This window comes from Brevibacillus reuszeri, from assembly GCF_002897295.1.
Classification (GTDB): domain Bacteria; phylum Bacillota; class Bacilli; order Brevibacillales; family Brevibacillaceae; genus Brevibacillus; species Brevibacillus reuszeri_A.
Window position 1 is genome coordinate 58,100 of the sequence record NZ_BEXF01000028.1, and the last position, 25,894, is coordinate 83,993.

Annotated in this window: 30 protein-coding genes; 24 read left to right on the forward strand and 6 right to left on the reverse strand. The window is 47.8% G+C overall.

The features are described from left to right. The first annotated feature begins 37 nt into the window (after positions 1-37). The 4 genes from C3B52_RS29610 to C3B52_RS29625 all read left to right on the forward strand — a co-directional run bounded on the left by C3B52_RS29610 (position 38) and on the right by C3B52_RS29625 (position 2,732). On the forward strand, positions 38-571 hold the full coding sequence (locus C3B52_RS29610; RefSeq protein ID WP_103109946.1) for a hypothetical protein: 534 nt from the start codon (positions 38-40) through the stop codon (positions 569-571). An 86-nt stretch (positions 572-657) separates the two neighbouring features. Further along, on the forward strand, positions 658-1,179 hold the full coding sequence (tpx, locus tag C3B52_RS29615; RefSeq protein WP_103109947.1) for a thiol peroxidase: 522 nt from the start codon (positions 658-660) through the stop codon (positions 1,177-1,179). Positions 1,180-1,389: 210 nt separating this feature from the next. Next, a complete protein-coding gene (locus C3B52_RS29620) occupies positions 1,390-2,031 on the forward strand; it encodes a TetR/AcrR family transcriptional regulator (protein WP_103109948.1) in 642 nt (213 codons plus the stop codon). Further along, positions 2,028-2,732, forward strand: coding sequence for an MBL fold metallo-hydrolase (locus C3B52_RS29625; protein WP_103109949.1), 705 nt, complete (start codon positions 2,028-2,030; stop codon positions 2,730-2,732). The genes C3B52_RS29620 and C3B52_RS29625 overlap by 4 nt, the downstream gene beginning before the upstream one ends. Before the next feature lie 8 nt (positions 2,733-2,740). Here C3B52_RS29625 and C3B52_RS29630 read toward each other — a convergent pair whose 3' ends face one another. Further along, positions 2,741-3,292 (reverse strand): GNAT family N-acetyltransferase, encoded by a 552-nt coding sequence (locus C3B52_RS29630; RefSeq protein ID WP_235615900.1) that lies wholly within the window; start codon positions 3,290-3,292, stop codon positions 2,741-2,743. A gap of 117 nt (positions 3,293-3,409) precedes the next feature. On the opposite strand from C3B52_RS29630, the gene C3B52_RS29635 reads away from it, so the two are divergent. The 4 genes from C3B52_RS29635 (at position 3,410) to C3B52_RS29650 (ending at position 6,968) form a co-directional block, all read left to right on the forward strand. Further along, a complete protein-coding gene (locus C3B52_RS29635; protein WP_103109951.1) occupies positions 3,410-3,904 on the forward strand; it encodes a hypothetical protein in 495 nt (164 codons plus the stop codon). 51 nt (positions 3,905-3,955) lie between these two features. Beyond that, positions 3,956-4,855, forward strand: coding sequence for an RluA family pseudouridine synthase (locus tag C3B52_RS29640; RefSeq protein WP_103109952.1), 900 nt, complete (start codon positions 3,956-3,958; stop codon positions 4,853-4,855). Between the two features lie 308 nt (positions 4,856-5,163). Next, positions 5,164-6,324: a homogentisate 1,2-dioxygenase gene (locus C3B52_RS29645; protein ID WP_103109972.1), complete on the forward strand. Its 1,161-nt coding sequence runs from the start codon at positions 5,164-5,166 to the stop codon at positions 6,322-6,324. 17 nt (positions 6,325-6,341) lie between these two features. Beyond that, positions 6,342-6,968 carry a flavin reductase family protein gene (locus C3B52_RS29650; protein ID WP_103109953.1) on the forward strand — a complete coding sequence of 209 codons (627 nt, stop codon included), beginning with the start codon at positions 6,342-6,344 and terminating at the stop codon, positions 6,966-6,968. Positions 6,969-7,041: 73 nt separating this feature from the next. On the opposite strand, the gene C3B52_RS29655 is transcribed toward C3B52_RS29650, so the two are convergent. Then, positions 7,042-7,281, reverse strand: coding sequence for a hypothetical protein (locus tag C3B52_RS29655; protein ID WP_103109954.1), 240 nt, complete (start codon positions 7,279-7,281; stop codon positions 7,042-7,044). A gap of 172 nt (positions 7,282-7,453) precedes the next feature. Here C3B52_RS29655 and C3B52_RS29660 point away from each other — a divergent pair, with 172 nt between their 5' ends. Beyond that, a complete protein-coding gene (locus C3B52_RS29660; RefSeq protein WP_201264961.1) occupies positions 7,454-7,804 on the forward strand; it encodes a PspC domain-containing protein in 351 nt (116 codons plus the stop codon). 143 nt (positions 7,805-7,947) lie between these two features. Beyond that, complete coding sequence (locus tag C3B52_RS36890; protein ID WP_164684989.1) at positions 7,948-8,124, forward strand: hypothetical protein; 177 nt, start codon at positions 7,948-7,950, stop codon at positions 8,122-8,124. 173 nt (positions 8,125-8,297) lie between these two features. Here the strand turns inward: C3B52_RS36890 and C3B52_RS29665 are convergent, their stop codons facing one another. Both C3B52_RS29665 and map read right to left on the reverse strand, forming a co-directional pair. Then, positions 8,298-9,323 (reverse strand): LLM class flavin-dependent oxidoreductase, encoded by a 1,026-nt coding sequence (locus C3B52_RS29665; RefSeq protein ID WP_103109955.1) that lies wholly within the window; start codon positions 9,321-9,323, stop codon positions 8,298-8,300. A 201-nt stretch (positions 9,324-9,524) separates the two neighbouring features. After that, the gene (map, locus tag C3B52_RS29670) at positions 9,525-10,271 is read right to left on the reverse strand and encodes a type I methionyl aminopeptidase (protein ID WP_103109956.1); all 747 of its coding nucleotides are present in this window, start codon (positions 10,269-10,271) and stop codon (positions 9,525-9,527) included. Positions 10,272-10,405: 134 nt separating this feature from the next. Between map and nadE the strand changes: the two genes are divergently transcribed. The 3 genes from nadE (at position 10,406) to C3B52_RS29685 (ending at position 12,270) form a co-directional block, all read left to right on the forward strand. Further along, complete coding sequence (gene nadE, locus C3B52_RS29675; RefSeq protein WP_103109957.1) at positions 10,406-11,158, forward strand: NAD(+) synthase; 753 nt, start codon at positions 10,406-10,408, stop codon at positions 11,156-11,158. 1 nt (position 11,159) lies between these two features. After that, on the forward strand, positions 11,160-11,984 hold the full coding sequence (locus C3B52_RS29680) for an MBL fold metallo-hydrolase (protein WP_103109958.1): 825 nt from the start codon (positions 11,160-11,162) through the stop codon (positions 11,982-11,984). Between the two features lie 64 nt (positions 11,985-12,048). Continuing rightward, complete coding sequence (locus C3B52_RS29685) at positions 12,049-12,270, forward strand: hypothetical protein (protein WP_103109959.1); 222 nt, start codon at positions 12,049-12,051, stop codon at positions 12,268-12,270. Positions 12,271-12,339: 69 nt separating this feature from the next. Here the strand turns inward: C3B52_RS29685 and C3B52_RS29690 are convergent, their stop codons facing one another. Then, on the reverse strand, positions 12,340-12,828 hold the full coding sequence (locus tag C3B52_RS29690; RefSeq protein ID WP_103109960.1) for a DUF2062 domain-containing protein: 489 nt from the start codon (positions 12,826-12,828) through the stop codon (positions 12,340-12,342). A 265-nt stretch (positions 12,829-13,093) separates the two neighbouring features. On the opposite strand from C3B52_RS29690, the gene C3B52_RS29695 reads away from it, so the two are divergent. From C3B52_RS29695 to C3B52_RS29725, 7 genes are all read left to right on the forward strand, one after another. Beyond that, positions 13,094-13,720 carry a DedA family protein gene (locus C3B52_RS29695; RefSeq protein WP_103109961.1) on the forward strand — a complete coding sequence of 209 codons (627 nt, stop codon included), beginning with the start codon at positions 13,094-13,096 and terminating at the stop codon, positions 13,718-13,720. Continuing rightward, entirely contained in the window at positions 13,717-14,247 is a 531-nt protein-coding gene (locus C3B52_RS29700; protein ID WP_103109962.1) for a YkvA family protein, read from the forward strand. Before C3B52_RS29695 ends, C3B52_RS29700 begins: the two co-directional genes overlap by 4 nt. A gap of 21 nt (positions 14,248-14,268) precedes the next feature. After that, positions 14,269-15,216 carry a 3'-5' exoribonuclease YhaM family protein gene (locus tag C3B52_RS29705; protein WP_103109963.1) on the forward strand — a complete coding sequence of 316 codons (948 nt, stop codon included), beginning with the start codon at positions 14,269-14,271 and terminating at the stop codon, positions 15,214-15,216. 121 nt (positions 15,217-15,337) lie between these two features. After that, positions 15,338-16,885, forward strand: coding sequence for a YcdB/YcdC domain-containing protein (locus tag C3B52_RS29710; protein ID WP_103109964.1), 1,548 nt, complete (start codon positions 15,338-15,340; stop codon positions 16,883-16,885). 340 nt (positions 16,886-17,225) lie between these two features. Further along, complete coding sequence (locus C3B52_RS29715) at positions 17,226-18,257, forward strand: hypothetical protein (protein ID WP_103109965.1); 1,032 nt, start codon at positions 17,226-17,228, stop codon at positions 18,255-18,257. Further along, positions 18,254-18,526 (forward strand): hypothetical protein, encoded by a 273-nt coding sequence (locus tag C3B52_RS29720; RefSeq protein ID WP_103109966.1) that lies wholly within the window; start codon positions 18,254-18,256, stop codon positions 18,524-18,526. The genes C3B52_RS29715 and C3B52_RS29720 overlap by 4 nt, the downstream gene beginning before the upstream one ends. Before the next feature lie 81 nt (positions 18,527-18,607). Continuing rightward, positions 18,608-20,677 (forward strand): YecA family protein, encoded by a 2,070-nt coding sequence (locus C3B52_RS29725; protein WP_103109967.1) that lies wholly within the window; start codon positions 18,608-18,610, stop codon positions 20,675-20,677. A 62-nt stretch (positions 20,678-20,739) separates the two neighbouring features. Here the strand turns inward: C3B52_RS29725 and C3B52_RS29730 are convergent, their stop codons facing one another. Continuing rightward, entirely contained in the window at positions 20,740-21,960 is a 1,221-nt protein-coding gene (locus tag C3B52_RS29730) for an MFS transporter (protein ID WP_103109974.1), read from the reverse strand. Positions 21,961-22,235: 275 nt separating this feature from the next. On the opposite strand from C3B52_RS29730, the gene C3B52_RS29735 reads away from it, so the two are divergent. The 4 genes from C3B52_RS29735 (at position 22,236) to C3B52_RS29745 (ending at position 25,755) form a co-directional block, all read left to right on the forward strand. Beyond that, positions 22,236-23,174, forward strand: a complete 939-nt coding sequence (locus C3B52_RS29735) for a carbohydrate kinase family protein (RefSeq protein ID WP_103109968.1) — start codon at positions 22,236-22,238, stop codon at positions 23,172-23,174. Between the two features lie 71 nt (positions 23,175-23,245). Continuing rightward, positions 23,246-23,383 carry a hypothetical protein gene (locus tag C3B52_RS36895; protein ID WP_164684990.1) on the forward strand — a complete coding sequence of 46 codons (138 nt, stop codon included), beginning with the start codon at positions 23,246-23,248 and terminating at the stop codon, positions 23,381-23,383. Positions 23,384-23,741: 358 nt separating this feature from the next. Next, positions 23,742-25,178 (forward strand): LCP family protein, encoded by a 1,437-nt coding sequence (locus tag C3B52_RS29740; protein ID WP_103109969.1) that lies wholly within the window; start codon positions 23,742-23,744, stop codon positions 25,176-25,178. A 262-nt stretch (positions 25,179-25,440) separates the two neighbouring features. Further along, the gene (locus C3B52_RS29745) at positions 25,441-25,755 is read left to right on the forward strand and encodes a hypothetical protein (protein ID WP_103109970.1); all 315 of its coding nucleotides are present in this window, start codon (positions 25,441-25,443) and stop codon (positions 25,753-25,755) included. The last annotated feature ends 139 nt before the right edge of the window (positions 25,756-25,894 follow it).

A 25,894-nucleotide genomic window follows, 5' to 3' on the forward strand; every position in this document is an offset into this window, starting at 1 on the left:
TTTGCCAAAACTGGTAGGGAAAAGGAGGGTCCCTGCCATGGAAATTAATAATGGAGCTCCAGCTCAGATTTGGCGCTTATTGATTCCAAAGAGCTACTGGATGTACGCGGATGAAGTGCCAGAAGACGAACTGATTTTTCATTATCGCGACCATATTTACTTTGTAAACAATGATGGTTCTGTTCTAGCAATGCCAAAGCCAGCCTGCTATGATCTCTTGGATTTGGGCACCATTCTGGAGTATTTGGCTACTTCTGATGATACGATTGATTTTGATGATGAGGGAGAATTCGATTTTGGTTTTGTCCTGAAGCAGATGGGCTATATCGCTTCTGTAAAAGAAAGGCGGGCCAAGGCGACGTATCAAATCGAAATCATCAATACGGCGCTGCCCAAATCAAATGGATCACACTATGAATTAAAAAATGTCCATTTTGTATTTGCTCTTTATCACGCCTTGATGCGCTGCCATGAGCTCAATCAAAAAACAGATTGGGAATATGAGCATGAAGTAGTGAGGATTGTCAAAGTAGAGGCGAGCACCTCTGGAAAAGTGCAAGTGAATCTGTAATTTCTACTATTGGCATAGTGAAAAAAAGTGAATGATAGGGTATGATAAACAAGTACATATGATTGATTGGTGAGGAGGAAGAAATCATGACAACAGCTGTAGAGCGTCAAGGCGCATTTGCATTCAAAGGAGCACCAGTTACACTGCTCGGTCCTGAAATCAAAGTAGGGGATACTGCTCCTGATTTCACAGTAGTAGGTGGCGATCTGTCTCCTGTAACTCTGCAAGATTCCAAAGGCACTGTGCGCATCATCTCCGTAATTCCGTCCATCGACACAGGTGTATGCGATGCACAAACTCGTCGTTTCAACGAAGAAGCTGCGAAACTGGATGGAGTAACAGTCCTGACTGTTTCCGTTGACCTGCCATTCGCACAAAACCGTTGGTGCGGTGCTGCTGGTATCGATAAAGTAAAAACAGTGTCTGACCACAAAGACCTGTCCTTCGGTACAGCGTACGGCGTAGCAATCAAAGAATACCGTCTGCTGTCCCGTGCAGTATTCGTTGTAGATGCAAACGACAAAGTAGTTCACGCTGAGTACGTGGCTGCTGCTGGTGAGCATCCAAACTACGAGGCTGCTATCGCTGCTGCACAAGCTGCGAAGTAAGCAAATATTAGTCTATAAGCAAGAGAAAACCTCTTTTCGTGCAAGTCGCGAAGAGAGGTTTTTTATGTAGACAAATGCCTAGGAATAGCCTGAATGACTCATATGGAAAAAGTCCCTTGACATAAAAATAACCAGTGGTTATATTATAACCATCGGTTACTAACCACTGGTTATTAAGGTGAAGCAAATAGCATTAAGGAGTGCACACTAATGGCAACCAAACAAGAAATGCGATCGGAAGAAACTAAGCGCGCTATTTTGGCAGCTGCTGGTGAGCTTTTTGCCAATAGAGGCTATGACTCAGTATCCATCAGGGAGATCGCCAAGGCTGCAGGCTGTTCTCATACGACTTTGTACATTTACTTTAAAGATAAGGAAGCATTGCTGCATCAGCTGTCCAAGGGGCCGCTACAAGGATTGGCGGATCAGATGGAAGGGATGCTGAAGGACCACTCGCTGGCTCCTGAAGACTGTTTACGTCGAATCAGCATGCTGTTCATTCGTTTTGCGCTAGCAAATCGTACGATGTATACACTATTTTTCATGACCAAGGCTACCCGAATTGACGAGGATACTTCTGAGAGTCAGCTCCAAAAGCTGCGGATACACTTGTTTGATCTGTTCAGGCAGGCATTGACGAATTGCTTACCAGAGGAAAGAAAGGCGGAAGACTCGCTTGCCTATGCACGCGTCTATTTTTACACCTTGCAAGGCATTGTGGGGACGTACACACATTCCGAGGAAAATCTGGAGGGCATCTTGGATCGACTGACATCTACCTTTGAGCTGACGATAGACGTGATGCTTGCTGGAATCACACAACATGCGAACAATGGAGGGGACTTAAAATGAAAGTAGAACAAATTTCGGAGCATATTTGGAGTGTTCGTTCATGGCTGATGATTCCGTTTCGGGTATGGGTAGTTGTGGAAGCAGACGGTGTGACGCTTGTGGATGCAGGTATGCCTTTTATAGCAAAGGGGATTCTTACATTTGTGGAAGAGCTTGGTGCTGGTCCCTTAAAACGAATCGTACTTACGCATGGCCACTCCGACCATGTAGGCGCTATCCAAAAAATCATGGAGAAGAATCCGGTTCCGTTATTTGCTCATCGAATCGAGCTTCCCTATATGCAGGGAGAGCAGCTGTACCCAAGACGCAAGAAGCTAGAAAGAAACGTGCAGGCAGGCTTAGCACAGCCACTGGCTGAAACCGAGGAAGGCGGACTTGCTGCGATTGGAGGATTGCGTCCTTTTCTCACTCCGGGACATTCTCCGGGGCATGTCGTCTATTATCACGAGCAGGATCAAGTGCTGCTAGCCGGAGATCTGTTTACGTCGAAAAAGGGTAAGCTTCACCGTCCAATGCCGATGTTTACTGCCGACATGGCAGAGGCGTTAAAGAGTAGCCAGATTGTTCGTGAATTGCGCCCAGTGCATCTGGAAGTATGCCATGGGAAGCCGGTAAAAAATCCAGCAGAGCAGCTGGATGCTTATCTTGCGGATACATCAGCTGCTCTCTCTATCCCGACCAGTACGTGGCAGTCATCGTAAGAAACAAGTCACGGCATTAATACCGCAGAAGGATCGCTCAAACTTTTGCTCAGCAGCACGCTTCTGTAGTTCGTCTCGTTCCATTGGACGTAATCTACGAACCGGTAGCCTCTGGCAGAGTAATAACGGATCAGGTGATGAGCACCTTCTGCGGTATCAAGCGCCAGCTCGGCTGCTCCATCCTGAACGGCCAGCTCCTCGACACGGCGGATCAGTAGGTCACCGAAACCTCGTTTGCGATGCAATGGATTGACGGCGAATTGACCGAATTTCGCCACGTGAGACTGCTCATACCACTGCGTTCCTTTTGCCAATGCTGGTGGGTAATACATAATCGTTGCGATCAGCTCTCCTTCCAGCAAACCGACGAGACAGTGACCATTCTGCATCCTTTTGCGAGTTCTGGCAGCGTCTTGATAGGAAGCCACGAATTGGAACCCCATGTCGGCAAGCGTTTGATAGGATTGATTCAGAAGTCGGGTCAGGTCTTCAATTGAGTCGGTTTGTGGCTGAAAGGGTCGAATCACGATTTGGCTTTGAAGAGCATCGGCATCTGACATCATTTGCAGCTCCTTTGGCAACTGTTCATTTCTGTAAATTCTGATAGTATAGCACAAAATGTCGAAGTCGGATGAAACGTACCGGCTTTTTTTTCGTCTTACTAGAGAGGTGATTGGATGAAAAAGGTAGGAATCGCTGCCCAGCTGTTTCTGACAGCAGTACTTTTAACAGGTTGCCAGAGTAGCTTCTTCAATCAAGCCAAATCACAGGAGCTCGCCCAACCGCCAGAGCCGACTATAGCCTGGAAGGGAAAGTCAGCTACGACAGTGCCGACGTCCTCTTGTTGGCAGTATGAAAATGTAGGGCATTGCATTGATAAAGCCGCACCCCCTGAGATTATTGGTGAGATGAAGCCTAAGCCGCTTCAAGTAAATCCTGGTGCCGTTCTGTCTGTGACATATACCGCGCCACCCGAGGAAAATTCATTACGAGTGACCCAGTGGATCGGTACGAAGCAGATTGAGCAGCTTCTGGAGAATGGAAACGAGTGGAAGGTACCTGATCAGCCAGGGTGGTATTTGTTTGACGTCCGCGGCCAATGGTCACAAGGCGATGCAGGGCACGCATTCGTCATTGAGGTCCGGGACACGTTGCGTCTGTCGCCGCTGTAAAGCTCTTTTTGGTATACTAAGCGATGAGGGATGACCAAAAGGAGAGACAGCATGCTAGAAGAGTTGATGCGCTTTACGGCAGACGAATTGGATGAGGGGCATACCGTACGGGACGTTTTGCAAAAACGTTATGGGGTATCACGCCGTTTGCTCATTCGCGCCAAATTTAAAGGAAGAATAACACGCAACGATCAGCTGGTCTTTGTCAACGAGAAGCTGCAAGCAGGCGATGAAATTGTCGTCATGGTGCAGGAGGATGCGGAAGAAACGGTAGCACCTGAGGAAATGCCGCTGGAGATTCGCTTTGAGGACGATGATTTGATGGTGATTGCGAAGCCTGCAGGGCTGGTCATCCATCCCACAGGTAACCATGCAGGTGGCACGCTTGCAAATGGAGTGGTCGCTTACTGGAAAAGTCGCGGGGAACACCGGAGGTTTCGCGCGGTTAACCGTTTGGATAAAGATACATCAGGTCTCTTGATTGTCGCGAAAAATCAATGGGCTCACGAGCAGTTCAGCAGGATGCAGCAGGATAGAGAACTACACCGTACCTATCACGCGATTGCAGAAGGGGAAGTACAGGAGAATGAGGGGACACTAGATGGACCGATCGGGCTTGCCGAGGACTCCTTTATTACCAGAATGGTGCGCCCAGATGGACAAGCGGCTCTGACCCATTATCGTGTCTTGGCGCGAGGAAACGGGATGACTCACCTGGAGGTAAAGCTGGGAACAGGACGTACCCACCAAATCCGGGTACATATGAGTCATTTCGGGTATCCGCTGGCAGGTGATGATCTGTATGGCGGAGGCCGAGAGTACATCGGGAGGCAGGCGTTGCATGCCGCACGTCTGTGCTTTGTGCATCCCCGTTGCGGTGAGCTGATGGATTTTATCGAGCCGATGCCTGCAGATATGCAGGAGCTGGCGAGACGCTTCTTATTGTTGTAAAAGGAACAGGAAATGACATAGGCAAAAAATTTCGTCATTTTCCTATGGAAAGTTGAAAGCGTTTTCGATATGATGAGAGTAAGAAATGATAAACAAGAAACAGTGGAAACACTGGGACGACAGCTGGTTGTCTGCGGGGGAAAATCCCGCAAAGATTTTTTTCGTTAGCAGACAAAGCCCAGCTTGCGCCTAACGCTTGTTTCGGAACGTTTGACAAAGGGGTACCCCGCGTATTTGTCATGCAACCGATTCGGCTTGGGGGTGAGCTGGGCTTTTTGTTGACTGGAAAAGACGAAGGAGGAGAGAAGATGGCTTTTTATCATCGAATGGGGGAAATACCTAAAAAGCGGCATACGACCTTTTACAAGCCAAACGGAGAGCTGTATCGGGAACAAGTGATGGGCACAAAAGGGTTTTCCGGGATTCAGTCCATCTTGTATCATCACAATCCGCCTACACAGGTTCGGGAAACGCGTAAATATGCGGATGTCCGGCTGGAATTTGTCGAGCAGGAGAATTTGAAGCATCAGCATTTTCAAACCTTCAATCTGGAGCCAGGTGGAGATCCGATCTTTGGCAGGAAGTATCTCATGGGCAACAATGACGTCGTAATGGGCGTGTGTGCACCGACAGAGCCGATGGATTACTTTTATCGCAATGCGGATGGAGATGAGGTGGTATTCGTTCATCAGGGAGAAGGGGAGCTGCAAACAATTTTCGGTACGCTCGCCTACAAGCCAGGCGATTATCTCGTCATCCCGATTGGTACGACCTACAGGATCGTGCCATCGGTTCAGAGTCGGTTTTTAGTGATCGAATCACAAAATGAGATCGTTCCTCCCAAGCGCTATCGCAATGAGCACGGACAATTGCTGGAGCATTCGCCATTTTGCGAACGGGATATACGCGTGCCAGAAAAACTGGAAACGCACGTGGAAAGCGGGGATTTTGAAGTCCGCGTAAAACGCCAATCGGTCGTTTACAGCTACTTTTTTGATTTCCATCCGTTTGATGTGGTCGGCTGGGATGGCTATTTGTATCCGTATGCGCTCAGCATCCATGATTTTGAGCCGATTACAGGACGCATTCATCAGCCACCTCCTGTACATCAGACCTTTGCTGGCCAAAACTTTGTGATTTGCTCGTTTGTGCCGCGGATGTACGATTATCATCCTGATGCTATTCCGGCGCCGTATTTTCATAGCAATGTAGAAAGTGATGAAGTGTTATACTACGTGGAAGGCAATTTCATGAGCCGCAAAGGGATTTTTGAAGGCTCGATTACGCTGCACCCGATGGGCATTCCCCACGGACCTCATCCTGGCAAAGCCGAAGCGAGTATCGGCAAGAAAGAAACGAAGGAGCTGGCGGTTATGCTCGATACGTTCCACCCGCTGCGCGTCACTCGCGAGGCACTGCCAATTGAAGATGGAGCGTATATGTCGAGCTGGATGCCGCCACGTGAATAGAGAAGAGGGAGAGAGGCATGGAAATTTCCATTCAAGAGATCGATCGTCAGGACAAATACAAGCTGCTAATCGGATGTATCATCCCCAGGCCGATTGCATGGGTGACAACTGTTGGTAGTGAGGGTGTCATCAACGCTGCTCCATTCAGCTATTTTAATGTAGCTAGTATTGAGCCGATGATGGTCTCAATCGCTGTCATGCGCAAGCCAGGGAGTCTCATGAAGGATACGGCCAGGAACATTCAGGAGACCGGAGAGTTTGTCGTCAATATGGTCGATGTTCACAACGTCGATGTGATGAATCAAACATCTGCCGACTATCCTTCGACTGTCAGTGAAGTAGAGGCACTTGGACTTGAGCTCGTGCCATCCGCTCTGGTCAAAGCACCGCGGCTCTCTGCTTCGCGCATCCATTTTGAGTGCAAGCTGCATCAGATTGTAGAGCTGGGATCACCTACGACAAGTGACTTGATTCTGGGAGAAGTCGTCCATGTGCAGGTTGCAGATGAATTGTACCAAGCGGGCAGAATTGACGCTAAAGCATTCGCGCCTGTCAGCAGGCTGGCTGGGCATACGTACGCGGAGTTAGGCGAGCTGTTTGACCGCCCTCGCCCAGTATATACACCAGAGAACGATCAAAAATAATTCGTGAATTCGTATCCAATGAGAAAAGACCGTTCCTCTATAGGGAGCGGTCTTTTGCCTGTGTTGCCCAGCCCTACTTCAGACCCGGATAATGAGAAACTGCGTCTGGTCGTATCCAGCGATCGTATTCGCCAGAGGTGCTTGCGTTGACAGGCGGGCCATAGGGTGTGGCGTTTGGCTCATGACCTAGGGGATGCACGACGTTTTGCTGATAGTAAAAATTGCGATCACTTTGAATGAATGATCGGTCTGCCTGATTATCAGGAGTGCAGCCCCCGAGCAGACAGACGGCTACTATTATGAGCAGCGGCATCAGTAATCACCTCTTTGGTAGCGTAAACCTGAACCGGCTGTTTCATGCAGGCTTGACCAATATCCGTCCAGGGACGGAGGAGAAATCCCTCTACGGACCATTTTGCCGAAATCGCCCAAAGGGTATCCTGTAGATACAAGGAAAACGGATACTGTAGAGAGGACGGAATGCTATGATGGAAAGACGCTTATATCGTTCACAACAGGATAAAAAGCTATTTGGAGTCTGTGGTGGAATTGCTCACTTTCTCGGAATTGATTCTACATTAGTTCGGTTAGGAGTTGTCGTTTTAGCAGTTACGACAGGAATTCCGATTTTGATTTATATTCTTCTGGCGATGATTATGCCGAAGGAGCCGCGCTCAATTTTTGGCTCGGACACCTATGACATGTACAATTCTCCCTATCACTCTGGGGCGCGGATGAACGATCTGGATTCTGAGATCGATCGTTTGGAAAAACGTGCACTGGTGCAGGAAGTATATCGCCTGCGAGAGGAATTGGGTAAATATAAAGGGGTTTAAGGAAAGAGGAGGCTTTGGACCCAGCAGGGGCGAGTCTCCTTTTTGGGTAGAAAATAAGGCATTTCGACTCAAATTGGTTGGTAACTATTGGAACAATCCGCATAACATGTAAGGTGGATAACGTACATAGGGAGGGAAAAGCAGTGTATCTTGGCGTTTTTGATTTACATCAGCGTTTAGAGCAGACCCGAAAAGTTTTGCGGGAAAAGCAGCATCTGAAAAAGCTGATTGAAGAAGATATTCAAGAGCTGGAAAAAGACGTAAAAGATCTTGAAGCAATGACCGAAAAGAACAACTACGCAACAAGTATTCAGCGGTAATAGGACCAAAGAAAAGTGGCGGCTGCGCAATTGTGCAGAAAGGCCACTTTTTTATTTTCTTCTTGATGAGTCAGTTGCCTAGCAGGGGAGTATCCATCGACCATTCAGAGACAAGAAAATAGCGGCCACTTACAAAGCAGCCGCTTTTCTCTCGATATCTATTGTCGTTCGTCTTACGATTTCCAAATGTCTGCGACAATCTCAAAGGAACGGATGCGATCCGCATGGTGATACATTTGCGTAGTGATCATCAGCTCGTCGGCTTGGGTCGCTGCCAGCAATTCCTCAAGCCCCTCCTTTACGGTGTCTGGGCTGCCGATAACCGAAGAGCGTAGCTGGGATTGCACCGAGATCTTTTCAAATTCGGACCACAGTTCATCCATATTGTCTACTGGCGGTTGAATCGGCTGGAGGTTACCGCGAACGATATTCAAAAAGGCCTGAAAATGAGAGGTCGCCAGGCGCTGCGCTTTTTCATCCGTATCCGCAGCCATCACGTTAACACCGACCATCGCGTACGGTTTGTCCAGCATCTCGGACGGGCGGAAGCAGTGGCGATAGGTTTGCAGGGCAGTCTGCATGTAGTTGGGTGAAAAATGGCCGGCAAAAGCAAACGGCAGCCCAAGCAGGCCCGCGAGTCGTGCAGAAAAGTCGCTGGACCCGAGAAGCCAGATCGGGATATTCAGCCCTTCACCAGGAATTGCCCGTACACCTGTTGATGCACCTTCCGTTTGTGGTCGGAAATATTCGCGTAGCTCTTCCAGAAGCTCCGGGAAGTCCTCGCCGCCGATGCGCATATCACGACGCAACGCCCGAGCCGTACGTTGGTCTGATCCAGGAGCACGACCAAGACCGAGGTCGATCCGTCCGGGGTAAAGTGATTCAAGCGTACCAAACTGCTCCGCAATAACCAGCGGAGAGTGATTCGGAAGCATAATGCCACCGGAGCCGACACGCAGCTTCGTGGTCCCTCCGGCGATATGGCCGATCAAGACAGAAGTAGCAGAGCTGGCTACACTCGGCATCGAATGATGCTCGGCAAGCCAGTAGCGCAAGAAGCCCCATTTTTCAACATGCAAAGCCAAATCCAGACTGTTGCGGAAGGAATCTGCGGCTGTTCCCCCCTGGATGATGGGGGCAAGATCTAGAACGGACAAAGGAATATCGCGCAATGTCCGGGAATGATTTGTATCTGACATGAATAGTGACCCTCCTTTGACGATGAGCGGGACGTGTGTGCCAGGGCACCTGCACCCTAGCATGATGGTACTAAATGTACTTGCATGATACGTACCAGCCAATTTCATGTCAAGGCACCGATGTTCTGTGCAGCACATTGGCAAAAGAAAGAAGCCTTGTACCAGATGATGTACAAAAGGCTTCTTTCTCTCTCAGTATCCCTATTGTTTGGTTAGAATGACTGGCCCATCCGCTGTGATGGCAAGTGTATGCTCAAACTGTGCGGACAGCTTTCCGTCCCGAGTGCGGGCAGTCCAGCCATCTTCGTCAATCGAGACATGATACGTCCCGATATTGAGCATCGGTTCAATCGTGATAACCATGCCTTCCTTCAGGCGCTGGCCACGTCCGGCCGGTCCAAAGTGAGGTACATACGGCTCCTCGTGCATTTCCTGACCAATTCCGTGGCCTGTAAAGTCACGAACAACCGAGTAGCCTTGGGCCTGTGCGTACGTCTGGATAGCATGGGAGATGTCTCCAATCCGGTTTCCGACGACAGCTTGCTCGATGCCAAGATATAGTGATTTTTCCGTTACTTCCAGCAGTTTTTTCGCTTCCGGGGAAACGGTTCCTACTTCATAAGACCAGGCTGAATCAGCAAGCCAGCCGTCTTTGCGAACTACCATATCAATTGTTACGATATCACCGTCACGCAGGGGCTCTTTTTTCGGAAAGCCGTGGCAGATCACGTCATTTACCGAGCCGCAAGTCGCATATGGGTACCCGTGGAAGCCTTTTTGCTCAGGGGTTGCACCGTGCTTCGCCAAAAACTGCTCAACGAATTGATCGATGTCCCACGTTGAAATGCCGGGACGGATCATGGTCGCTATTTCGCGATGACACGCAGCAAGGATTTTGCCCGCTGCCCGCATCAATTCAATTTCTTCAGGTGTTTTGAGGATAATCATTGGTTCTCTCCTTGTCCTCGCGTAAATTCTATGGCTCTCTACAGTATATAGTGTAGACTTGTTTTCGGCTAATTGCCACAGTCAAAACAGCATGGTAGGATGAGGGAGAAATAATCAACCTGGGGGTAGGTAGCGTGGACAAGTTTCAGGAACATCTGGCGAACTACCAGATACATGTAAAAGAAGACGTGGAAAAACGCGTTGCTTTTATTCGTGAACAAATTGATGGACCGGGGCTGGGCGGGGCAGTAGTCGGTATCTCTGGCGGCATAGATAGCGCAGTTACAGCGGCTTTATGTGTACGTGCCTTGGGACGCGATCGGGTAATCGGTATATGGTTGCCAGCTTATTCCCTCGACGTTCATGCAGTGGATTCCCAGAAATTAGCTGAAGCGATTGATCTGAATCTCGTGACGATTGATGTAGGTCCTGCGTACGATGCGCTTGTTCCAGTAATCGAAGGCGTCCTGCCATTGGATGATAAAACAAAAGGCAATACGAAAGCACGTCTACGCATGACGACCTTGTATGCCATCGCAAATCAAAAAGGATACCTCGTTGCAGATACATGCAATCTTAGTGAAGTCCATGTCGGCTATATGACCAAGGGTGGCGACGGTCTGGCTGACTTTAATCCGGTTGCGAGCCTGACGAAGCATGAGATGAGAATCCTGGCTTCTGAGTTGGGAGTTCCCGATTCGATTATTACAAAGCCACCTTCTGCTGATTTGTGGGAAGGCCAAACAGATGAACAAGAAATGGGCTTTACCTATGAAGACCTCGACCGTTATTTAATCACTGGCGAGACACGTCCAGAAGCAAAAGAGCGTATCGACTACTTGCACCGCATTTCAGAGCACAAACGCAACCTCATGCCAGGTATTTAACATGGGGAAAACATACCAGCTGTTTACCAGCTATTTGTGGCAAACGACTAGTACCGTAGTGTCGACTGATGAGCGTATCTACTTGTTTGATCCAGCGTATTTTCCACAGGAGATTGATGGGATTTTTGATTATGTGCAAAGCGTTCGGGAGGGACGTGAGCTGGTTCTCGTGTTAACACATGGGGATTGGGATCATATTGCAGGCTACCCAAAGTTCCCGGATGCCAAGCTCATCGCACAAAAAGAAATTCTGGAGTCTGGACGGCTGGAAAAGAAGCTGAATAAAGTGAAGCGATTCGACGGCTCGTATTATGTAGTTCGTCCGTATGACTTCGAGCTGCCTTCCTTCTATAAGCTTGTAGAGGATGCCGAGGATTGGCAGGAGGTGTATTTGCTGCCTGTTCCGGGTCATACGCCGGATCAGCTGGCGACGCTTTTTCGGGACCAGAAGCTGCTTGTAGTTGGGGATATGCTCTCCAATTTAGAGTTTCCGTTTATCGATGATAGCGCTGCTTATCTGGAAAGCCTCGAAAAGATCGAGCGACTGGTGACGGATGGAGCGGTAGAGGAAATCATTCCTGGGCATGGGATTCCAGCTATAGGACGCGAAGACATTCTACATAGAATCCATCGGGATCGACAGTATCTAAGCGAAGCACGCGCCATCATTTTCGAAGGTCTGGCGTCAGGAGTAGAGGAAAAAGAGCTGGAAGAACGATTTGGACGGATGATGTATGACGACCAGCCGATCGATCCGCATTTGCTTTCGGAGCACGAGCAAAACCGAAATCAACTGATAAAAGAAGCTGTTGCGCGGAAAGGTTGATTCTTGGGCGGTTTTGTACGATAATAGAGGTTATGCATAATCTCTCTAGAAAGAGGTGGAACAGATGTCGACGACTGAATTGATGCTGAAAACGAGTCTGGAAGGACGCGTGAAGCGTACCTTGCAAACATACTTCCGTCGCCCCAACCTCGTGTTGGTGAGCGAGAGTCTGGGAGCGAACGGCCTGTCCCCAGAGCAAGTACAAGTTACGTTGGAGCTGTTGAAGCAAGACACTACTGTTGCCGAAATCATGGAGCAACTGCGGGATAAAGGCTACTTCGCATAACTTTGTGAGCAGGAAAAAGACCGGTTTGACAATGAAATTGTTGTCAACAACCGGTCTTTTTGTTTTGTCTTACGTAGTCGTGCGACCATGTGATAAAGAACGACGCATCCTTTTCCGACGATAAAACTGCAGTGCGGCAGAAACGAGAAAGTAACTGGAAAAGGCAACGATGAGCCCCATGACAGCACTGCCTGTGAAATAGGCGAGTCCTTTTTCCTTCATCCAGATCAGCCATTTTTCCCAAGGCTCATTATTGTGGACGAGATGCTCCTGCAGAGGTTTACCCGTAATCGCATATCCAAGATTGTAATTAATGACCATAAAAATTGGCAGGACGAGCTTGCCAATCACAAAAGCAATCAGGCTTGCTGGCAAGCTGGCACGAAACAGCTTGACCAATGGGAAAAGCAATAAAAATGCCAGCCCAAAGGTGGGAAGGGTAATGAATTCTACAAAAATCCCAACACTGAAGCCGCGAGCGACAAAGGATGGAGCCCCTTTCATGCGAATCAGCTTGTAGTATTCCAGTTTCAGCTTGCGAAAAATTTTTGTCCACATGATGTCTGTACCTCGTTTGTCACGTCTCCATTTTTTCATTATAACCAAACGGTGTTTTACTACTCAGCGAATTTGCAGTACAACGTAACGAAAACATGGATGATTCGTACTTGATTATAGAATAGAAAATAGTTATCTGAGAAAGTATTACCTAGGTAACCGTACACGGATGCTAGTTGATTGTCAACTGAGCATGTGATTTGTGAATACTTATATATTTTGGCATAATGAAGAGGGCAGATTCACTGGAAAAGTGGTGAAGGTTGTGACAGATGTAATGGCGACAATCGGTGATTCGATTTCGCAGTACGGATATGGCGCTTTGTTTGGATTATTTTTTCTAGGGATATTGGGAATGCCACTGCCAGAGGAAACCCTGCTCGTATTCTCAGGCTTTCTTGTCTCGACAGGTAAGCTGTCGTATTGGCCAACCCTGCTTGTTTGCTTTCTCGGTTCAGTTACCGCGATGACAGCTGCCTATTGGATCGGAAGAACGTTAGGCTTTGCTTTTCTGGAGCGATATGGGAAACGGCTGGGCATGGGCTACACCCTTTATAAAAAAACGGAAGACTGGTTTAATCGGGTAGGCAAGTGGGCGTTGCCGCTGGGATACTTTATCCCGGGTGTTCGGCAATTCACCGCTTATTTTGCCGGGATTACACGGCTACCTTTTCCTACCTTCATGATCTATACGTATTTGGGTGGATTATTTTGGAGTGTTTTGTTTGTGACGCTTGGATGGCAGCTAGGGGAGCGCTGGGAGGCTGTCTTTGATCTCATTTCCCGCAATCTCGCTATTTTCTTCATAGCCCTACTGGTTATCATCGCTGGCGTTTCGTATATTCGCCGTAAAAGAAACATGAAAAAACGTATGCAGGAGGAATCGAAATGAACGAGGAAGACAGAAATCAAGACAAGCAAAACGAAAATTTACCAGCTGTCAGAAAGCCCATTGAGCTGATTCCAGTTGAGCTGCCTGAGCCTCATCAGCGCTTCTACGACAAGTTGCGTGCAAAGATTGAAAGCTTTATCAAAGACAAGGGCGTCAACGAAACGGTCGCCAATTATATCCTGCTCGCCCCGGATTTGTTCGTCCTGCTTGCACGTTTGATCATGGACAAGCGGGTAGGCGGCACATCCAAAGCCATCGCTGGTGCTGCAGTTGCTTACTTTATTGCACCGATTGACTTTATCCCTGAGGCGCTCGTTGGCGGCTTAGGTCTTTTGGATGACGTTGTTCTTGCGGTGTATGCACTCCGTAGAATTCTCGTTGACGTAGATGAAGCTATCGTACGGGAGCATTGGAATGGCGAAGATGATTTGCTTGCGGTAATTACCAGGGTGATCAAAGCAGCTGACGATCTGGTTGGCAAAAAAATTGTGAAGAAGCTGGAAGAGATCGTGTTTCGAAAAAAATAAGGAGTAGGATGGGACGAGTCGATGAAATATCTCGCGGATTATCAAGAAGGAGAGCGTGTTGTCGCGTTTTGCCTGGTAAAAAATAAGGAAGCTGGCGTCGCAAGCAATCAGAGTGAGTATCTCAATCTGGAGCTGGGAGATCGCTCTGGTACACTCATGGCCAAGCTGTGGGATGTAAGTGCGGAAATGAAAGAAGCCATCGCAGTGAAGTCAGTTGTAAAAATTGATGCTGCGGTTCAAATGTACCGGGGGAAAAAGCAGCTGGTCATTCAACGAATCAGGCCAGTCTCGGCTTCAGATGAGGTTCTGATGGAATCGCTTATTCCTATCTCACCTGTACCTGTTGATGAACTGTGGGACAAGTTGGAGCAAAAGATTAACGGCTTGCAGAGTGGTACGCTAAAAGCAATTATCAAGGAAGCGCTAGCAGATGGTGAGATTCGCGAGAGAATCCGTCAATACCCTGCTGGAGTTCGGATGCATCATAACTACTATCACGGCTTATTGGAGCACATCGTTTCCTTGCTCACCGCCGCAGAAAGATTGCTTCCGCTCTATCCGCAAGTGGACAGAGATGTTCTCTATGCTACCTGCATCATGCATGATATCGGCAAGCTGTACGAGCTGTCTGATCCAGTAGCTCCTGATTATACAACACCAGGTCAATTAATTGGTCACCTGGTTATGGGAGTAGAGATGGTAAGCAGTATTTGCCGCAAACTGGATATTCCTATGGGGGATGCTGAGGTTCTGCATCTGAAGCATTGCATACTAAGTCACCACGGTGAAGTTGAAAATGGCTGGGGTAGCGCAGTTTCGGGCAAGACACCAACTGCTGTCCTCTTCCATTATCTCGATCAAATTGACAGTAAAATGAATGCCTTGGGTCAAACGCTCTCAGACATGGGCGAAGAGGATGAATGGGCATATGCTGGTGTACTGAAAAGAAAGGTTTGGCGTGGGTATTAATCTCAAGGCTGCTGCACAATGTGTAGCAGCCTTCATTTTTGTATGAGAAATGATGAAAAAAAGTAACGCTTTCCATTTCTTATACGTAATCGGAGTGATGGATAATTTAGGAGGGAAATGAGTGAAGGTTTCAACCAAAGCGGCAACACTTTTGCTGGCAGCAAATGTTTTGACAGTAACAGGAGCGGGTGTGAAGCCAATCATTGTTCACGCTTATGTAGGGAAATCGAGCGAGGGTACCGTTGAATTGCCACCAGAAGTGATCGAAACATTGGAAGAGCTGCAAGAAAATTATTTGCCAGCCATTCAAGATTTGCATGTCAATTATTTTGGAAATCGAAGCGACTCCTATATCCTGAACCTATCTGACCAGAAAAGTGCTATCAAAGCAGGGGCTTCCTTGAATCTCGTCATCGATTCTGGTCACAATATTTCCTCCCTAATCTATACAGACCCATACAGAGACAGCAGAAAAAAACCAGAAAAGCAAAAAAACTACAAAAAAGCAGTCGATTTTCTCCATAAAAATATGTGGGAAGATTATGTTGTTGCTACCCAACCGATGTTATCCAGCAATCGTGGATCAACGCGTGACAATCTTCTGGTCGTACCTTTTTATCCTAGACTACATGAAGTGCGTGTATGGAAAGAAGTAGGACAAGTCATGGTTGATGCTGAGGGGCAGATCGTGCTTTATCGCAAGAACGAAGAAAAATTGCCCCTAGAAACAGAGGTTGTGAATCCGAAGCAAGCGATTGCGAAAGACAAGGCAGAAAAGTCCTTCGGGGATGAGCTGACGCTGGAGCTTGTTTATGATAGCAAAAGTGGCAAGCTTGTTTATACACCGAAAAACGTACCGATCATTGACGCACTGACTGGGGAGGCTGTCCCACCGGTTACTGTAGAGAATAGCAAGACGCTGAGTCTCAAAGGAACAGCGGACAGCTCCAGTTGGAAGGACCAAAAGAAGCTGGAGCAGCTGCTCGTGGATGAATTTCAGCTCGCTATCCCCACACTGAACTACAAACATGGAAACGAGACGAGTAAGGAAAGGACCACGGATCTTTACCAATGGCTGAATCCGGTTTACGAAAGTGCAACGTTTGCTGTAGACCGCCAAAGCGGGCAGCTTATCGAGCTGAAGCTGGAAGGAGCAACAAGGGATGGTAGCGATAAAAAGTGGACCGAAGCTGAAGCGGAGAAGCTCGCTGTTCAATTTGTGGAAAAGTACATATTATCCACCGAAAAATCATTTGTAGTGAAAACATCAAGACTGATAGACAATTTGCCGGGCTGGGTGGATCAAAATCGCGTCCAACGAATATTCAGCTATGAGTTTTATCCGCATGTGAACGGTATCACGACGAAGGAGCCATTGTACACCGTTGATGTGGATGTCAAAAAAGGGAAGGTAGTTACGGCTAAGGTAGCGGAACTATCCAGCCTGCCAGCAAGTCTTGCACAGGACAAGCTGGTCGACATGGAAACGGCTAAAAAAGCTTTTCTAAAGCAGTCGAATGTTTCACTGGCGTACTGGTATCCAAAAGCTAATACACAGACAGCCAAGCTGCCACAGCTTGTATATGCCCCCACGCTGGAGATGCTATCGACACAAATCAATGCTGGAACTAGCGAAAAAGAAGAAAGCTGGCTTGAATGGATCGAATAAGATTTGCTCCCGGCGAAAGATAATTCTTCGCCGGGATTTGATTTTTTAACGCAAAAGAATGTATGAGCGACCCGCTATACCGCCATGCATTGGTGTTGATTGAGGCTTTCTTCCTAAATCAGAAAGTAAAAACTTCACGTATCTGCATCCTGAATTAGCAAGAATAACCTTCCACAAAAACGCGGTCGCACCTCCTTGAGAAAGCCTCGATAGAGGCTTTCTTATTATCGAAATTGATAAACACTTTCTGTCTAGTAGGATTTTTTTGCTTTTTGTAGAATATCTCTTTGATTCCCATTTGATTTGGCAAACAATGCCGATCACGAGAAGGAGAAAGTGCATGAAACGGCCAACCTATACCCTACCAAGTATTGTCAAGAAGGTATTCCGGTCTGGTGAGCGCTCCCTCCCCCGGACGGAGATATGCTCCCGGATGGAAGCGAATGAGCTGAATGCTTTTTTGGATCTGGACAGCACGGCACTCTTAGAGAAAGTGCTGCAGATGGATCAGTCACCAGTGCGGGTTGCCAGTTCTGAAGCAATCGTGGAACTAACTTATCAGCCACATCAATTGTATGATCTGGCGTACCGTTTTTTGCGGGATACTGGGGCACCAAAAAAGCTTGAGCAGATCGTTGCCGAGCTGCGCAGACAAACCCAGTTTGGATGGAATCAAATTTTGCGCATGCTGCAATTGGAGAAGGACACCCGCTTTGTCCAGTATCAGGGAGATATTCGCTGGTTTCTGGCTGAGTGGACACTGGGAAATGACCAGGTCTATGAGTTTTGCCGTAAAAATGCAATCACTCAAGTGACATCCCGCTCCTTGATTCACTTTCTGGAGCAAGAAGTAGGGATCGCGGGAGACGCGGCTTTTTTACCCGTCCTTGATGATCGCTTCCGGATCGATGGTGAGATTTTGTACATCATCGTTCGTAGTGAAGATGACATTGCAGAGGAAATCGAGGAGCAAATCGGCGAGCCAGCGGCAGCAGAAGTTGCCGTGACAGCTGAGGCCGTTGCTTCTGAAACGATAGCGAATACCGAGTCTGTGTCAGAGGCAGCTGTATCCGAATCCGCTCAACAAGTTTTGCATGAAGAACAAAAAGAAAAGATGAAACCGTTAATTACCAAGGAGGAAATGACAATGAGTAACGCAATTAACCAACAAGTCCTTGAGGAAGTACAACAGCTTTTGCAAGAGGCAATCAGCCGCTTGGAGACTCGCCAGCAAGATATGTCCCAGGAAGTTGTCGCCCACTTTCAACAAAGTAACATGCAAGCTATAGAAGTGCTGATGAAAGAGAAACATAAGCATGAGCAGATTGTACTTGGCATTCAACAAGTACTGGCTACCAGTGAACAACAATGAGTAAACTTGGGGCTACGATCCGGTTGGAGCAAAGATTTGTCTTCTTGCGCGAAGTAATCGCGGGCTATCGGATTCGCCTTCAAGAAATGGAGCAGGAAGTGGTGGAGCTTTTCACCGCAAACCAGCTCTCTGCTATATCAGCTTGCATGGGCGAGAAGCAGCGCATCGTCCGCTTGATGAACCGTTTGGAGCAATTTATTGCCCAATGGGAAGACAAAGGTGATGTGGGTATCGCACACGATCCAAAACGAGAACACTTGAACACATGACGAAAAATGCGGTAAAATAGGGGGATTGTGTAGGATTCCCCGCGCATGCCGCGTGGGATGGAAAGGAGACCCAAACCCTCTATGTCAGTAGGAAGAAACGAACTTTGCCCCTGCGGGAGCGGGAAAAAATACAAAAAATGCTGTGGAGTCGTTACGCCGATAACGGAATTGCGTAGCCGTCACGAGCAAAAATTACAAAAAGAATACGCTGGCTGGGTCGAAAGATTAAACCATTTTGTTGGTGGAAATGTGACCAGCGAAGTGATTTCAGAAGCTCGCAAACGTTTTGCAGACGAGATCGGTCTCTCCGAAGAGAGTGTGATGCAACCTGAGTGGGCGGCACATTTCTTCAACTGGTGCGTGCTTGATGTGAAAACAGGTGGAAGTACGCTGCTTGAGAACTATGTCAAGCAGCATGGACGTCGGATGGAACCGGATCTTCGCCGTGCCTTCGCCGAGTTGCATCTAAATGTATATGAAATCGTTGAAGTGGAACGGGATGTCCTGACGATTCAGCAGCCCATTACCCAAGAAAAGCACTACTTGCTGCGCTCCAACAATTTGAATGTACAGATCGGACAATTTATTGTGGGACGCCTCTTGAATTTGGGACTGCGCAATATGCTGTTTTCCGGAAGCATCATCTTGCAGCCGCATGTAAAAGCACAGCTCATGGAATGGCTGAAAGAGCATCCTGAAGTGGTGGATGCTGCTGACGATACAAGCAAACGTGTGTATACAACCGACCTGTATCGCTTCATTGTTCAGTTTGGTGAAACACAAGACCAGTCGCAGGGAGCAAAGGAAGATGCATTGCTTCGTCGCACCTATGCGTTGCCAAAGCGCGAGCAGTTCCGTAAGAAGATCGAGGCAAACAGAGCGTTTGAACTGAAAAAACGCGATGGTGCTCGTGAAATTTGGGTATATGCGACACGGAAAGAAGAGCATCTGTTCCCTATGCTGAAAAATGCATTGCTTGAGTTGTATGAAGTACAGGCAGAAGTGCTTGTACAGGAAGACAAGCTCATGCTGGAAGGATATGCTCCTCAGCTGGATGAAGTAGCTCGATTGCTTGAACTGGTTGCATATGACAACGAAGAAGAAATTCGTGTGTTGACGTCAACAGGCTCCAAGCTCTCGAAGGGCACTCTGTTCATTACTAGTCAGCCAATGCTGCCACCAAAAGTACTGCAATGGGCAGTCCAAACGTATTTCGCTGAAAAATGGCTGGTAACACCACATGAGCTGCTGGATGATCTGGCGCCTGTTCTAGTCGCAGCGACAGACAATGAGGAGATGCGTGGCAAGCTCCAGGCACTGATGGATCAGATGGAGCAGGATAGCAAAGTGGGTCAAGGCTTGGCGCGGTTCATTCGTATGGACATGCTCAGACCACGTCTTGCTTTATCAAATGAAAGCATTCACGTAAACAATCTGTTGAGTAGACCACTCATCGAAGGTCTCCCAGAGAGCGTGTATACCGTACATCCAGAGCGACTGGCGGATATCAATCGCTTCGTTCAGGAAATGACGGACGGCAAGTCAGAAGCAACTGTCAAAAAATACGACGAAGTGATGAATAACTTCCGTACTTTTGTCAGAGGGGCTTTTGGGCCTGCTTTTACATGGGACCAGCTGCGTCGTGAGGATGTGGCGTACTTCCTCATTCACGACATTTATACTCGTGCGGATGCTACGACTAAAACATTAGCAACCAATCTGTTGTCTGTACTTACAGCGTTCTTCAAATGGCTTGACAAGCAAGGAGAAACCTCCTTGTACGCAGCGCTGCAACCATTGTTTACAGAGCTGAAAGAGACTTTGCCAGAAACGTATCGACTGCGGGGAGTTCTGGAAAAAGAAGCGAATCAAAATGTCCTCCAAACGTCTGCTGGAATTGCGGAAATCGTGGATGAACCACTGATTCTGCAAGATCAGACTGCGAATGGCTGGGTGGCGCTTCGGCCAAATGGGGAAAAGCTCAACCTCGTAATCGAGGCTGAGCTGGGACAGCTGCTCGCTTCTGATTGGATCATTTCCGGTCTGTTTGGCAAAGGCGAGGATGGCAAATGGCGCCTGTTTGGTACGCCAGAGCTGTATCCACCTGTAGTAGCCCTGTTGTTAGGTGCACCGACAAGTGTACTCGTATAATAGAACAAAAGAACCCGAGGGAGCCTAAGCTTTCCTCGGGTTCTTTGCGGTTGTAAAAGTAGTTAGGATTGGTTCCAGGCACGAACAGTTGCATCTTTTGGTAACAAGAAGCCCAACATGCCGATTAAAGGCAGCCAGGAGCAAAGCGTAATGACAAAAGAAAGGCTGTACGTATCGGCGAGTGATCCAAAAACGAGAGCACCCATGCCGCCCATCCCAAAGGCTAGACCGATAATGAGACCAGATACTGTGCCAATCCGACCGGGAAGCAGCTCTTGGGCATATACGACAGTCACGGAAAAGCTGGACAGCATAATCAACCCACTCAAAAAGAGCAGGGGAAATGTCCAAAATCCTGAAACGTACGGAGTCAGGAGTGTTAACGGAAGCGAGCCCAAAGTAGAGAGGATGAGCAAATTTCTTTTTCCAAAGCGATCAGAGAGTGGTCCGCCCAAAAATGTTCCGATAGCTCCTGCCAAAAGGAAGCCAAAGACGACCAGCTGTGCGCTCGCATACTCCATGTCCTTGATATACATCAAATAAAACTGATAAAAGCTCTGGTACCCGGCATTCATCCAGGACCTGACACTGACGATCAGTACCAAAAGACCGATAGCAAGTAATCGTTTGTCACGATGTGCATAGGCTACAGCTGTAGCGGCCGCTTTTTTCAAACGTTGTTGACCCCGATACCAGAGAGCCACATACAAAAGTACCGAGCTGGCAACGAGTGCAGGCAATAAGAACCACATGGCTCCCGTCTGTCCCAGATTGGCAAAAACAAGAATCGTCATAAGAGGAGCGAGGGCCTGACCAGCGTTACCTCCTACCTGAAAAATGGACTGTCCCAGCCCGCGCCGTGGACCGGATGCTAGATGCGCAAAGCGTGATGCTTCGGGATGGAAGACTGCCGACCCGATCCCTACGCAGGCGACGGATAAGAGAACGACATAATAGTTCCCAGCAAAAGCAAGTGCAAGCATTCCAAGCCCAGAGACGATGAGGGCGATAGGCGGAAGCAGTGGTCGGGATTTTCGATCGGAGAAGTAGCCGACGACCGGTTGAAGAACAGATGAGGTAAGATTCATGACTAATAAGATCATGCCAACCTGCGTAAAGCTCAGTAACAGGTTTTTTTCTACAATGGGGAGCAGGGCAGGGATGACTGCCTGTAGACTGTCGTTCAGCAAATGGGCTATGCTAATCGCAAACAGCATGCGATAGACAGTAGGCGCTGCACTCCCCGAAGGTTTTGCTTGAATCGGTGTAGCTGAAGCGCTCATATAGGTTTCATCTCCGTCTGTTTTCGTCAAAACGGCTCTTCATCCTCCAACGAACTTTTTCACTGGAAGAGAAGCAACCGTCTTGTTTTTCCACTGTAGCACGGAAAGCCCAAGGCGTCATTACTGTATACGTGGAATATGGATATAGGCAATAACGGACAAGAGGCAGTCGATCAAGGAAGTTTTTCTACAGGTAGGTAAACGAACCATGTTTGTCGAAAAAGAGAGGATAATAATTCGCTAAATCACGAACAAAGGCGAAGAGGGGTGCTGTAATGCTGGAAGGGATGTCAGAATATTGGCTATGCGTAGGTGGAGCCAATGTGGATGTGCAGGGAGTCACTATTGCCAGATTGTTGCCTGGAACGAGTAATCCTGGTCATGTCCAGCAAGCGGCAGGCGGAGTAGCACGAAATGTGGCAGAAAATTTGGGCTGGCTGGGCCAGGAGGTGCAGCTATTTACACTGTTAGGGGAGGATGCTGACGGCGAATGGCTGAGACATATTACGGCGAAAAGTGGCGTAGCTACCCACGGGATGTTTCTTATCCCGGGTAAATCAACGGGGCGATATTTGGCGATTCGCGATCTGGACGGCGATTTGTACGCTGCTGTTGCCGATATGGATGTGAATGAAGCTTGGACAGATGCTTTGGTTCAAAGTGGAGTGCAACGCTTGCCGCAAGCAGCCGGACTGTTTATGGATGCGAATCTTCCGCAAATGGTGATGCAAACATTTCTTCAGGAAGCAAAGCGTCTCGGGAAAAAGGTTATTGTTGATCCCGTCTCGGTTAAAAAGGCAGAGAAATGGCGAGGTATGCTAAATGGAGTCCATTTGCTCATTTCCAGTATAGATGAAATCGAGCAATTGAGCGGACAATCGCTATACTCGTTTTATGACGTGGAGCGTTGCGCCCGCAAACTCGTAGATGAAGGAATCGGTAACGTTATGGTAATTTGCGGAGATGCGGGATTATGCCTTTGTGATCAAAACGGCTCATCGTGGCTGCCCGCTCCTCCCAATCCGATTAGAGAGACAGCAGGAGATGCGTTTGCTGCCGGAGTGATTTATGCGCAAAATAAAGCTGCGTCGCTTGCTGAGCAGGCCGCATACGGGATCGCACTGGCAGAGCTATCCACCCAGCAAACGGGCATGTATGACATCGACCATTTGGTAAACCGAAAAACTTTCTTTGCCTCTACCCAAAAGCAGTGATCGGGAGCTGGGATGAGATTACATACATTGACGCACACTACTCGGTAGTCTTGTACGAGGAGGAGTGTACCATGGAGAAGAAATCTAACGATGTAAACGGCAAACAGGAAAGCCACGTTCGCCAAGGGGGCGATTCTCATCGCTCGAAAAACAAGAAGCCAGAGGGTCCTGTGCAAGGCTTCAGCCAGGCGCCTCGCGGGTTGCAGTAAATCTGAATAGTATCTGTGTAAAAGTTTCCCCTATCGACAAAAAGATGGGGGATTTTTAATTGATGGGAACATTTTTCTACAAATGAAGACAATGGTATGGTACAATACCTGAATCAGACTATTACCAACAGAAGAAAATATTAGTGCATCCAGCCATGTGGCACTGTTTTGTATTGTGCCTCTATTTTCTTTTGTAAAAAAACCTCATTTGAGGTCTGCTTCTGACAAGAGCAGCCGCCATTGGTGGAAAAATTGACGCGTATCGGATCGTTTTTTGAAAGAATGTGGCATCCAAGTGTAACAACTAAACATTCTGATACGTCTTAAAAAGCGTGCGCGAACAAGGAGACTGATACATATGCCAGAAACTGTTGCAAAAACACGCGCTTCTGCCCCCCGAAAAAAGCAACCGACCCGTAACCGAAAAGTACGTCGATTTTTGTTTTTCTTTAGCTTGATAGCCCTGTTGTTGGTTGGCGGTGTGGCTGGAGCAATTTATTGGAAAATTGAAGACACTCTGAATGAAGTAACGAATCCAACGAACAATGGATTTACATCCACCGTTTCTCAAAATGTCGATCCGGTTTATCACTCTGACAAGCCAATGTCTTTTATCGTTCTTGGCTCTGACAGCCGTCCAGAGACAGGCTCGATGAACACAGATGTGATGATTGTGGCAGTCGCGAATCCAAAAACCAAGAAAGTGACGATGGTTTCGATCCCGCGTGATACACGGGTGAAAATTCCAGGCTATCGCGATTATCACAAGATCAACTCCGTTTATGCAAACGGAGAGGCAGAACGACGTCAGGCAGAACGTAACAACAAGGTTCCGACTGAGGACGGAATTTCCTTAACGAAAAAAACACTTAATGAAATTTTGGGTATTCCGATTGAGCATTATGTTGCCATCGATTTTGACGGTTTCAAAGCAGTGGTTGATGAGCTAGGCGGTGTTGAGGTGAACGTAGATCGCAAGCTGGTCTATGATGATCCGACTGACAATACACACATTAATCTGAGTCCTGGCTTGCAAAAGCTGAATGGGGAGCAAGCCTTGGGCTATGTACGACATCGTCATGACAATCGCGGCACTAAATACTACTCCAGCGATTTTGATCGCAACAGACGTCAGCAAGAGGTGATTAAAGCCATTGTGGACAAGGTCGCTTCTGTTGAGGGATTAACCAAAGTATTTAACATCATGGATGTAGGTGCGAAGAATATACATACAGACCTGTCTAAAGATCAAATCAAGGGATTGGCATTTGACTTCAAAGGCTTTAATGCCTCAACTGTCTCTGCATTGGACAATGGCGCCTACTGGCAGGGAGGATATACGTATCTCGAGAAAGAGAAGCTCGAAGAAATTCGCAGCTCTCTGCAAGCGGAGATGGGTGTAAGCGGCTCTGTAGTTGCTCAAATTAACAACTCTCCTGTTCTAGGCTCTGGTGAGGCAGCGGTAGCAGCATCGAGCAGCAATACATCGAAGAAAAAGAAAACGACAGAGACTGCAGCTCCACCACCAAAGAAAAAGACTCCGGAAGAAGAGGAAGCTGAGGCGACACCACCTGCAGATGCTGGCGACCCTCAGGATTCCCTTGACCAGGTAGCACCGCCCGCAGATATTGTGAGCCCGGAGCAGTCGGGACAAGCTGGACAGACTCCACAGAAGGAACAAAATCCACCGACGACAACAGTCCCACCTGCAACCAATGGCAGTGTAGCTCCGCCACCTGATATTATGCAGCCTACAGGACAGGAAGCAGGTTCTGTTGCGCCGCCAGGTATCTAAAGCACTTTCCAACAATTAAAAGACGCATGCTAAGCACCCGTTCAAAGTAGAGCGGGTGCTTTTTTCACTATTATGCGAGCACATCTCCTCTGCTGAAAGCGAGTGAGGTTTTCTTACTAGTATAAAATACTCACTTTTCAAAAAGTTTTTTTATAAAATAACGCGAGGAGAGGTTTAGAAAACACCAAAAGCATGGTACAATAATAATATGCTGATAAGACAGAGTAATCAGATAATTAAATGTATGACTGGAGGGATTTGGATGACTATTTTCTTGGTGAATCTGTTTCTGGTGATTGCTTTCGTGTACCTGATCAGCCGCCAACAAAATGAAGAATTGGTGTACGATGAAGATTTTTTCCTCCAGAACCCCTCAGCCTTGGAAGAATATCAGCAAATGCCGATTGATTTCCAACACGCCTTTTTCCGCAAGCATAAAGAGTGGATCAAGGAAAAATATATGCGCGGAGAGAGCTACATCCTGGGCTACTGTCCCAACAAGGAAGTGCGTCGCGCCTGGTTATCTGAATTCATGAATCAAAAAAATATCAACAACAATCCAACCCCTTCTTCTTGAAGGGGTTTTTCATGTGCGCCCAGCATGGGCGTTATCTCTAGGGTTAAAGTCCCGAATGGTGAAGGCAGTAGTAACCATTAGCCTAAGACAAGGGTGTCCACCGTGAGGTGGAATCTGAAGGAAGTTGGCGGCAAACCTC

Bases quoted from the DNA above. Each gene is read 5' to 3' on its own strand.
- C3B52_RS29610 (WP_103109946.1), top strand. From the start codon at position 38: ATGGAAATTAATAATGGAGCTCCAGCTCAGATTTGGCGCTTATTGATT.
- tpx (WP_103109947.1), top strand. From the start codon at position 658: ATGACAACAGCTGTAGAGCGTCAAGGCGCATTTGCATTCAAAGGAGCA.
- C3B52_RS29620 (WP_103109948.1), top strand. From the start codon at position 1,390: ATGGCAACCAAACAAGAAATGCGATCGGAAGAAACTAAGCGCGCTATT.
- C3B52_RS29625 (WP_103109949.1), top strand. From the start codon at position 2,028: ATGAAAGTAGAACAAATTTCGGAGCATATTTGGAGTGTTCGTTCATGG.
- C3B52_RS29630 (WP_235615900.1), bottom strand. From the start codon at position 3,292: ATGTCAGATGCCGATGCTCTTCAAAGCCAAATCGTGATTCGACCCTTT.
- C3B52_RS29635 (WP_103109951.1), top strand. From the start codon at position 3,410: ATGAAAAAGGTAGGAATCGCTGCCCAGCTGTTTCTGACAGCAGTACTT.
- C3B52_RS29640 (WP_103109952.1), top strand. From the start codon at position 3,956: ATGCTAGAAGAGTTGATGCGCTTTACGGCAGACGAATTGGATGAGGGG.
- C3B52_RS29645 (WP_103109972.1), top strand. From the start codon at position 5,164: ATGGCTTTTTATCATCGAATGGGGGAAATACCTAAAAAGCGGCATACG.
- C3B52_RS29650 (WP_103109953.1), top strand. From the start codon at position 6,342: ATGGAAATTTCCATTCAAGAGATCGATCGTCAGGACAAATACAAGCTG.
- C3B52_RS29655 (WP_103109954.1), bottom strand. From the start codon at position 7,281: ATGCCGCTGCTCATAATAGTAGCCGTCTGTCTGCTCGGGGGCTGCACT.
- C3B52_RS29660 (WP_201264961.1), top strand. From the start codon at position 7,454: ATGATGGAAAGACGCTTATATCGTTCACAACAGGATAAAAAGCTATTT.
- C3B52_RS29665 (WP_103109955.1), bottom strand. From the start codon at position 9,323: ATGTCAGATACAAATCATTCCCGGACATTGCGCGATATTCCTTTGTCC.
- map (WP_103109956.1), bottom strand. From the start codon at position 10,271: ATGATTATCCTCAAAACACCTGAAGAAATTGAATTGATGCGGGCAGCG.
- C3B52_RS29680 (WP_103109958.1), top strand. From the start codon at position 11,160: ATGGGGAAAACATACCAGCTGTTTACCAGCTATTTGTGGCAAACGACT.
- C3B52_RS29685 (WP_103109959.1), top strand. From the start codon at position 12,049: ATGTCGACGACTGAATTGATGCTGAAAACGAGTCTGGAAGGACGCGTG.
- C3B52_RS29690 (WP_103109960.1), bottom strand. From the start codon at position 12,828: ATGTGGACAAAAATTTTTCGCAAGCTGAAACTGGAATACTACAAGCTG.
- C3B52_RS29700 (WP_103109962.1), top strand. From the start codon at position 13,717: ATGAACGAGGAAGACAGAAATCAAGACAAGCAAAACGAAAATTTACCA.
- C3B52_RS29705 (WP_103109963.1), top strand. From the start codon at position 14,269: ATGAAATATCTCGCGGATTATCAAGAAGGAGAGCGTGTTGTCGCGTTT.
- C3B52_RS29715 (WP_103109965.1), top strand. From the start codon at position 17,226: ATGAAACGGCCAACCTATACCCTACCAAGTATTGTCAAGAAGGTATTC.
- C3B52_RS29720 (WP_103109966.1), top strand. From the start codon at position 18,254: ATGAGTAAACTTGGGGCTACGATCCGGTTGGAGCAAAGATTTGTCTTC.
- C3B52_RS29725 (WP_103109967.1), top strand. From the start codon at position 18,608: ATGTCAGTAGGAAGAAACGAACTTTGCCCCTGCGGGAGCGGGAAAAAA.
- C3B52_RS29730 (WP_103109974.1), bottom strand. From the start codon at position 21,960: ATGAGCGCTTCAGCTACACCGATTCAAGCAAAACCTTCGGGGAGTGCA.
- C3B52_RS29735 (WP_103109968.1), top strand. From the start codon at position 22,236: ATGCTGGAAGGGATGTCAGAATATTGGCTATGCGTAGGTGGAGCCAAT.
- C3B52_RS36895 (WP_164684990.1), top strand. From the start codon at position 23,246: ATGGAGAAGAAATCTAACGATGTAAACGGCAAACAGGAAAGCCACGTT.
- C3B52_RS29740 (WP_103109969.1), top strand. From the start codon at position 23,742: ATGCCAGAAACTGTTGCAAAAACACGCGCTTCTGCCCCCCGAAAAAAG.
- C3B52_RS29745 (WP_103109970.1), top strand. From the start codon at position 25,441: ATGACTATTTTCTTGGTGAATCTGTTTCTGGTGATTGCTTTCGTGTAC.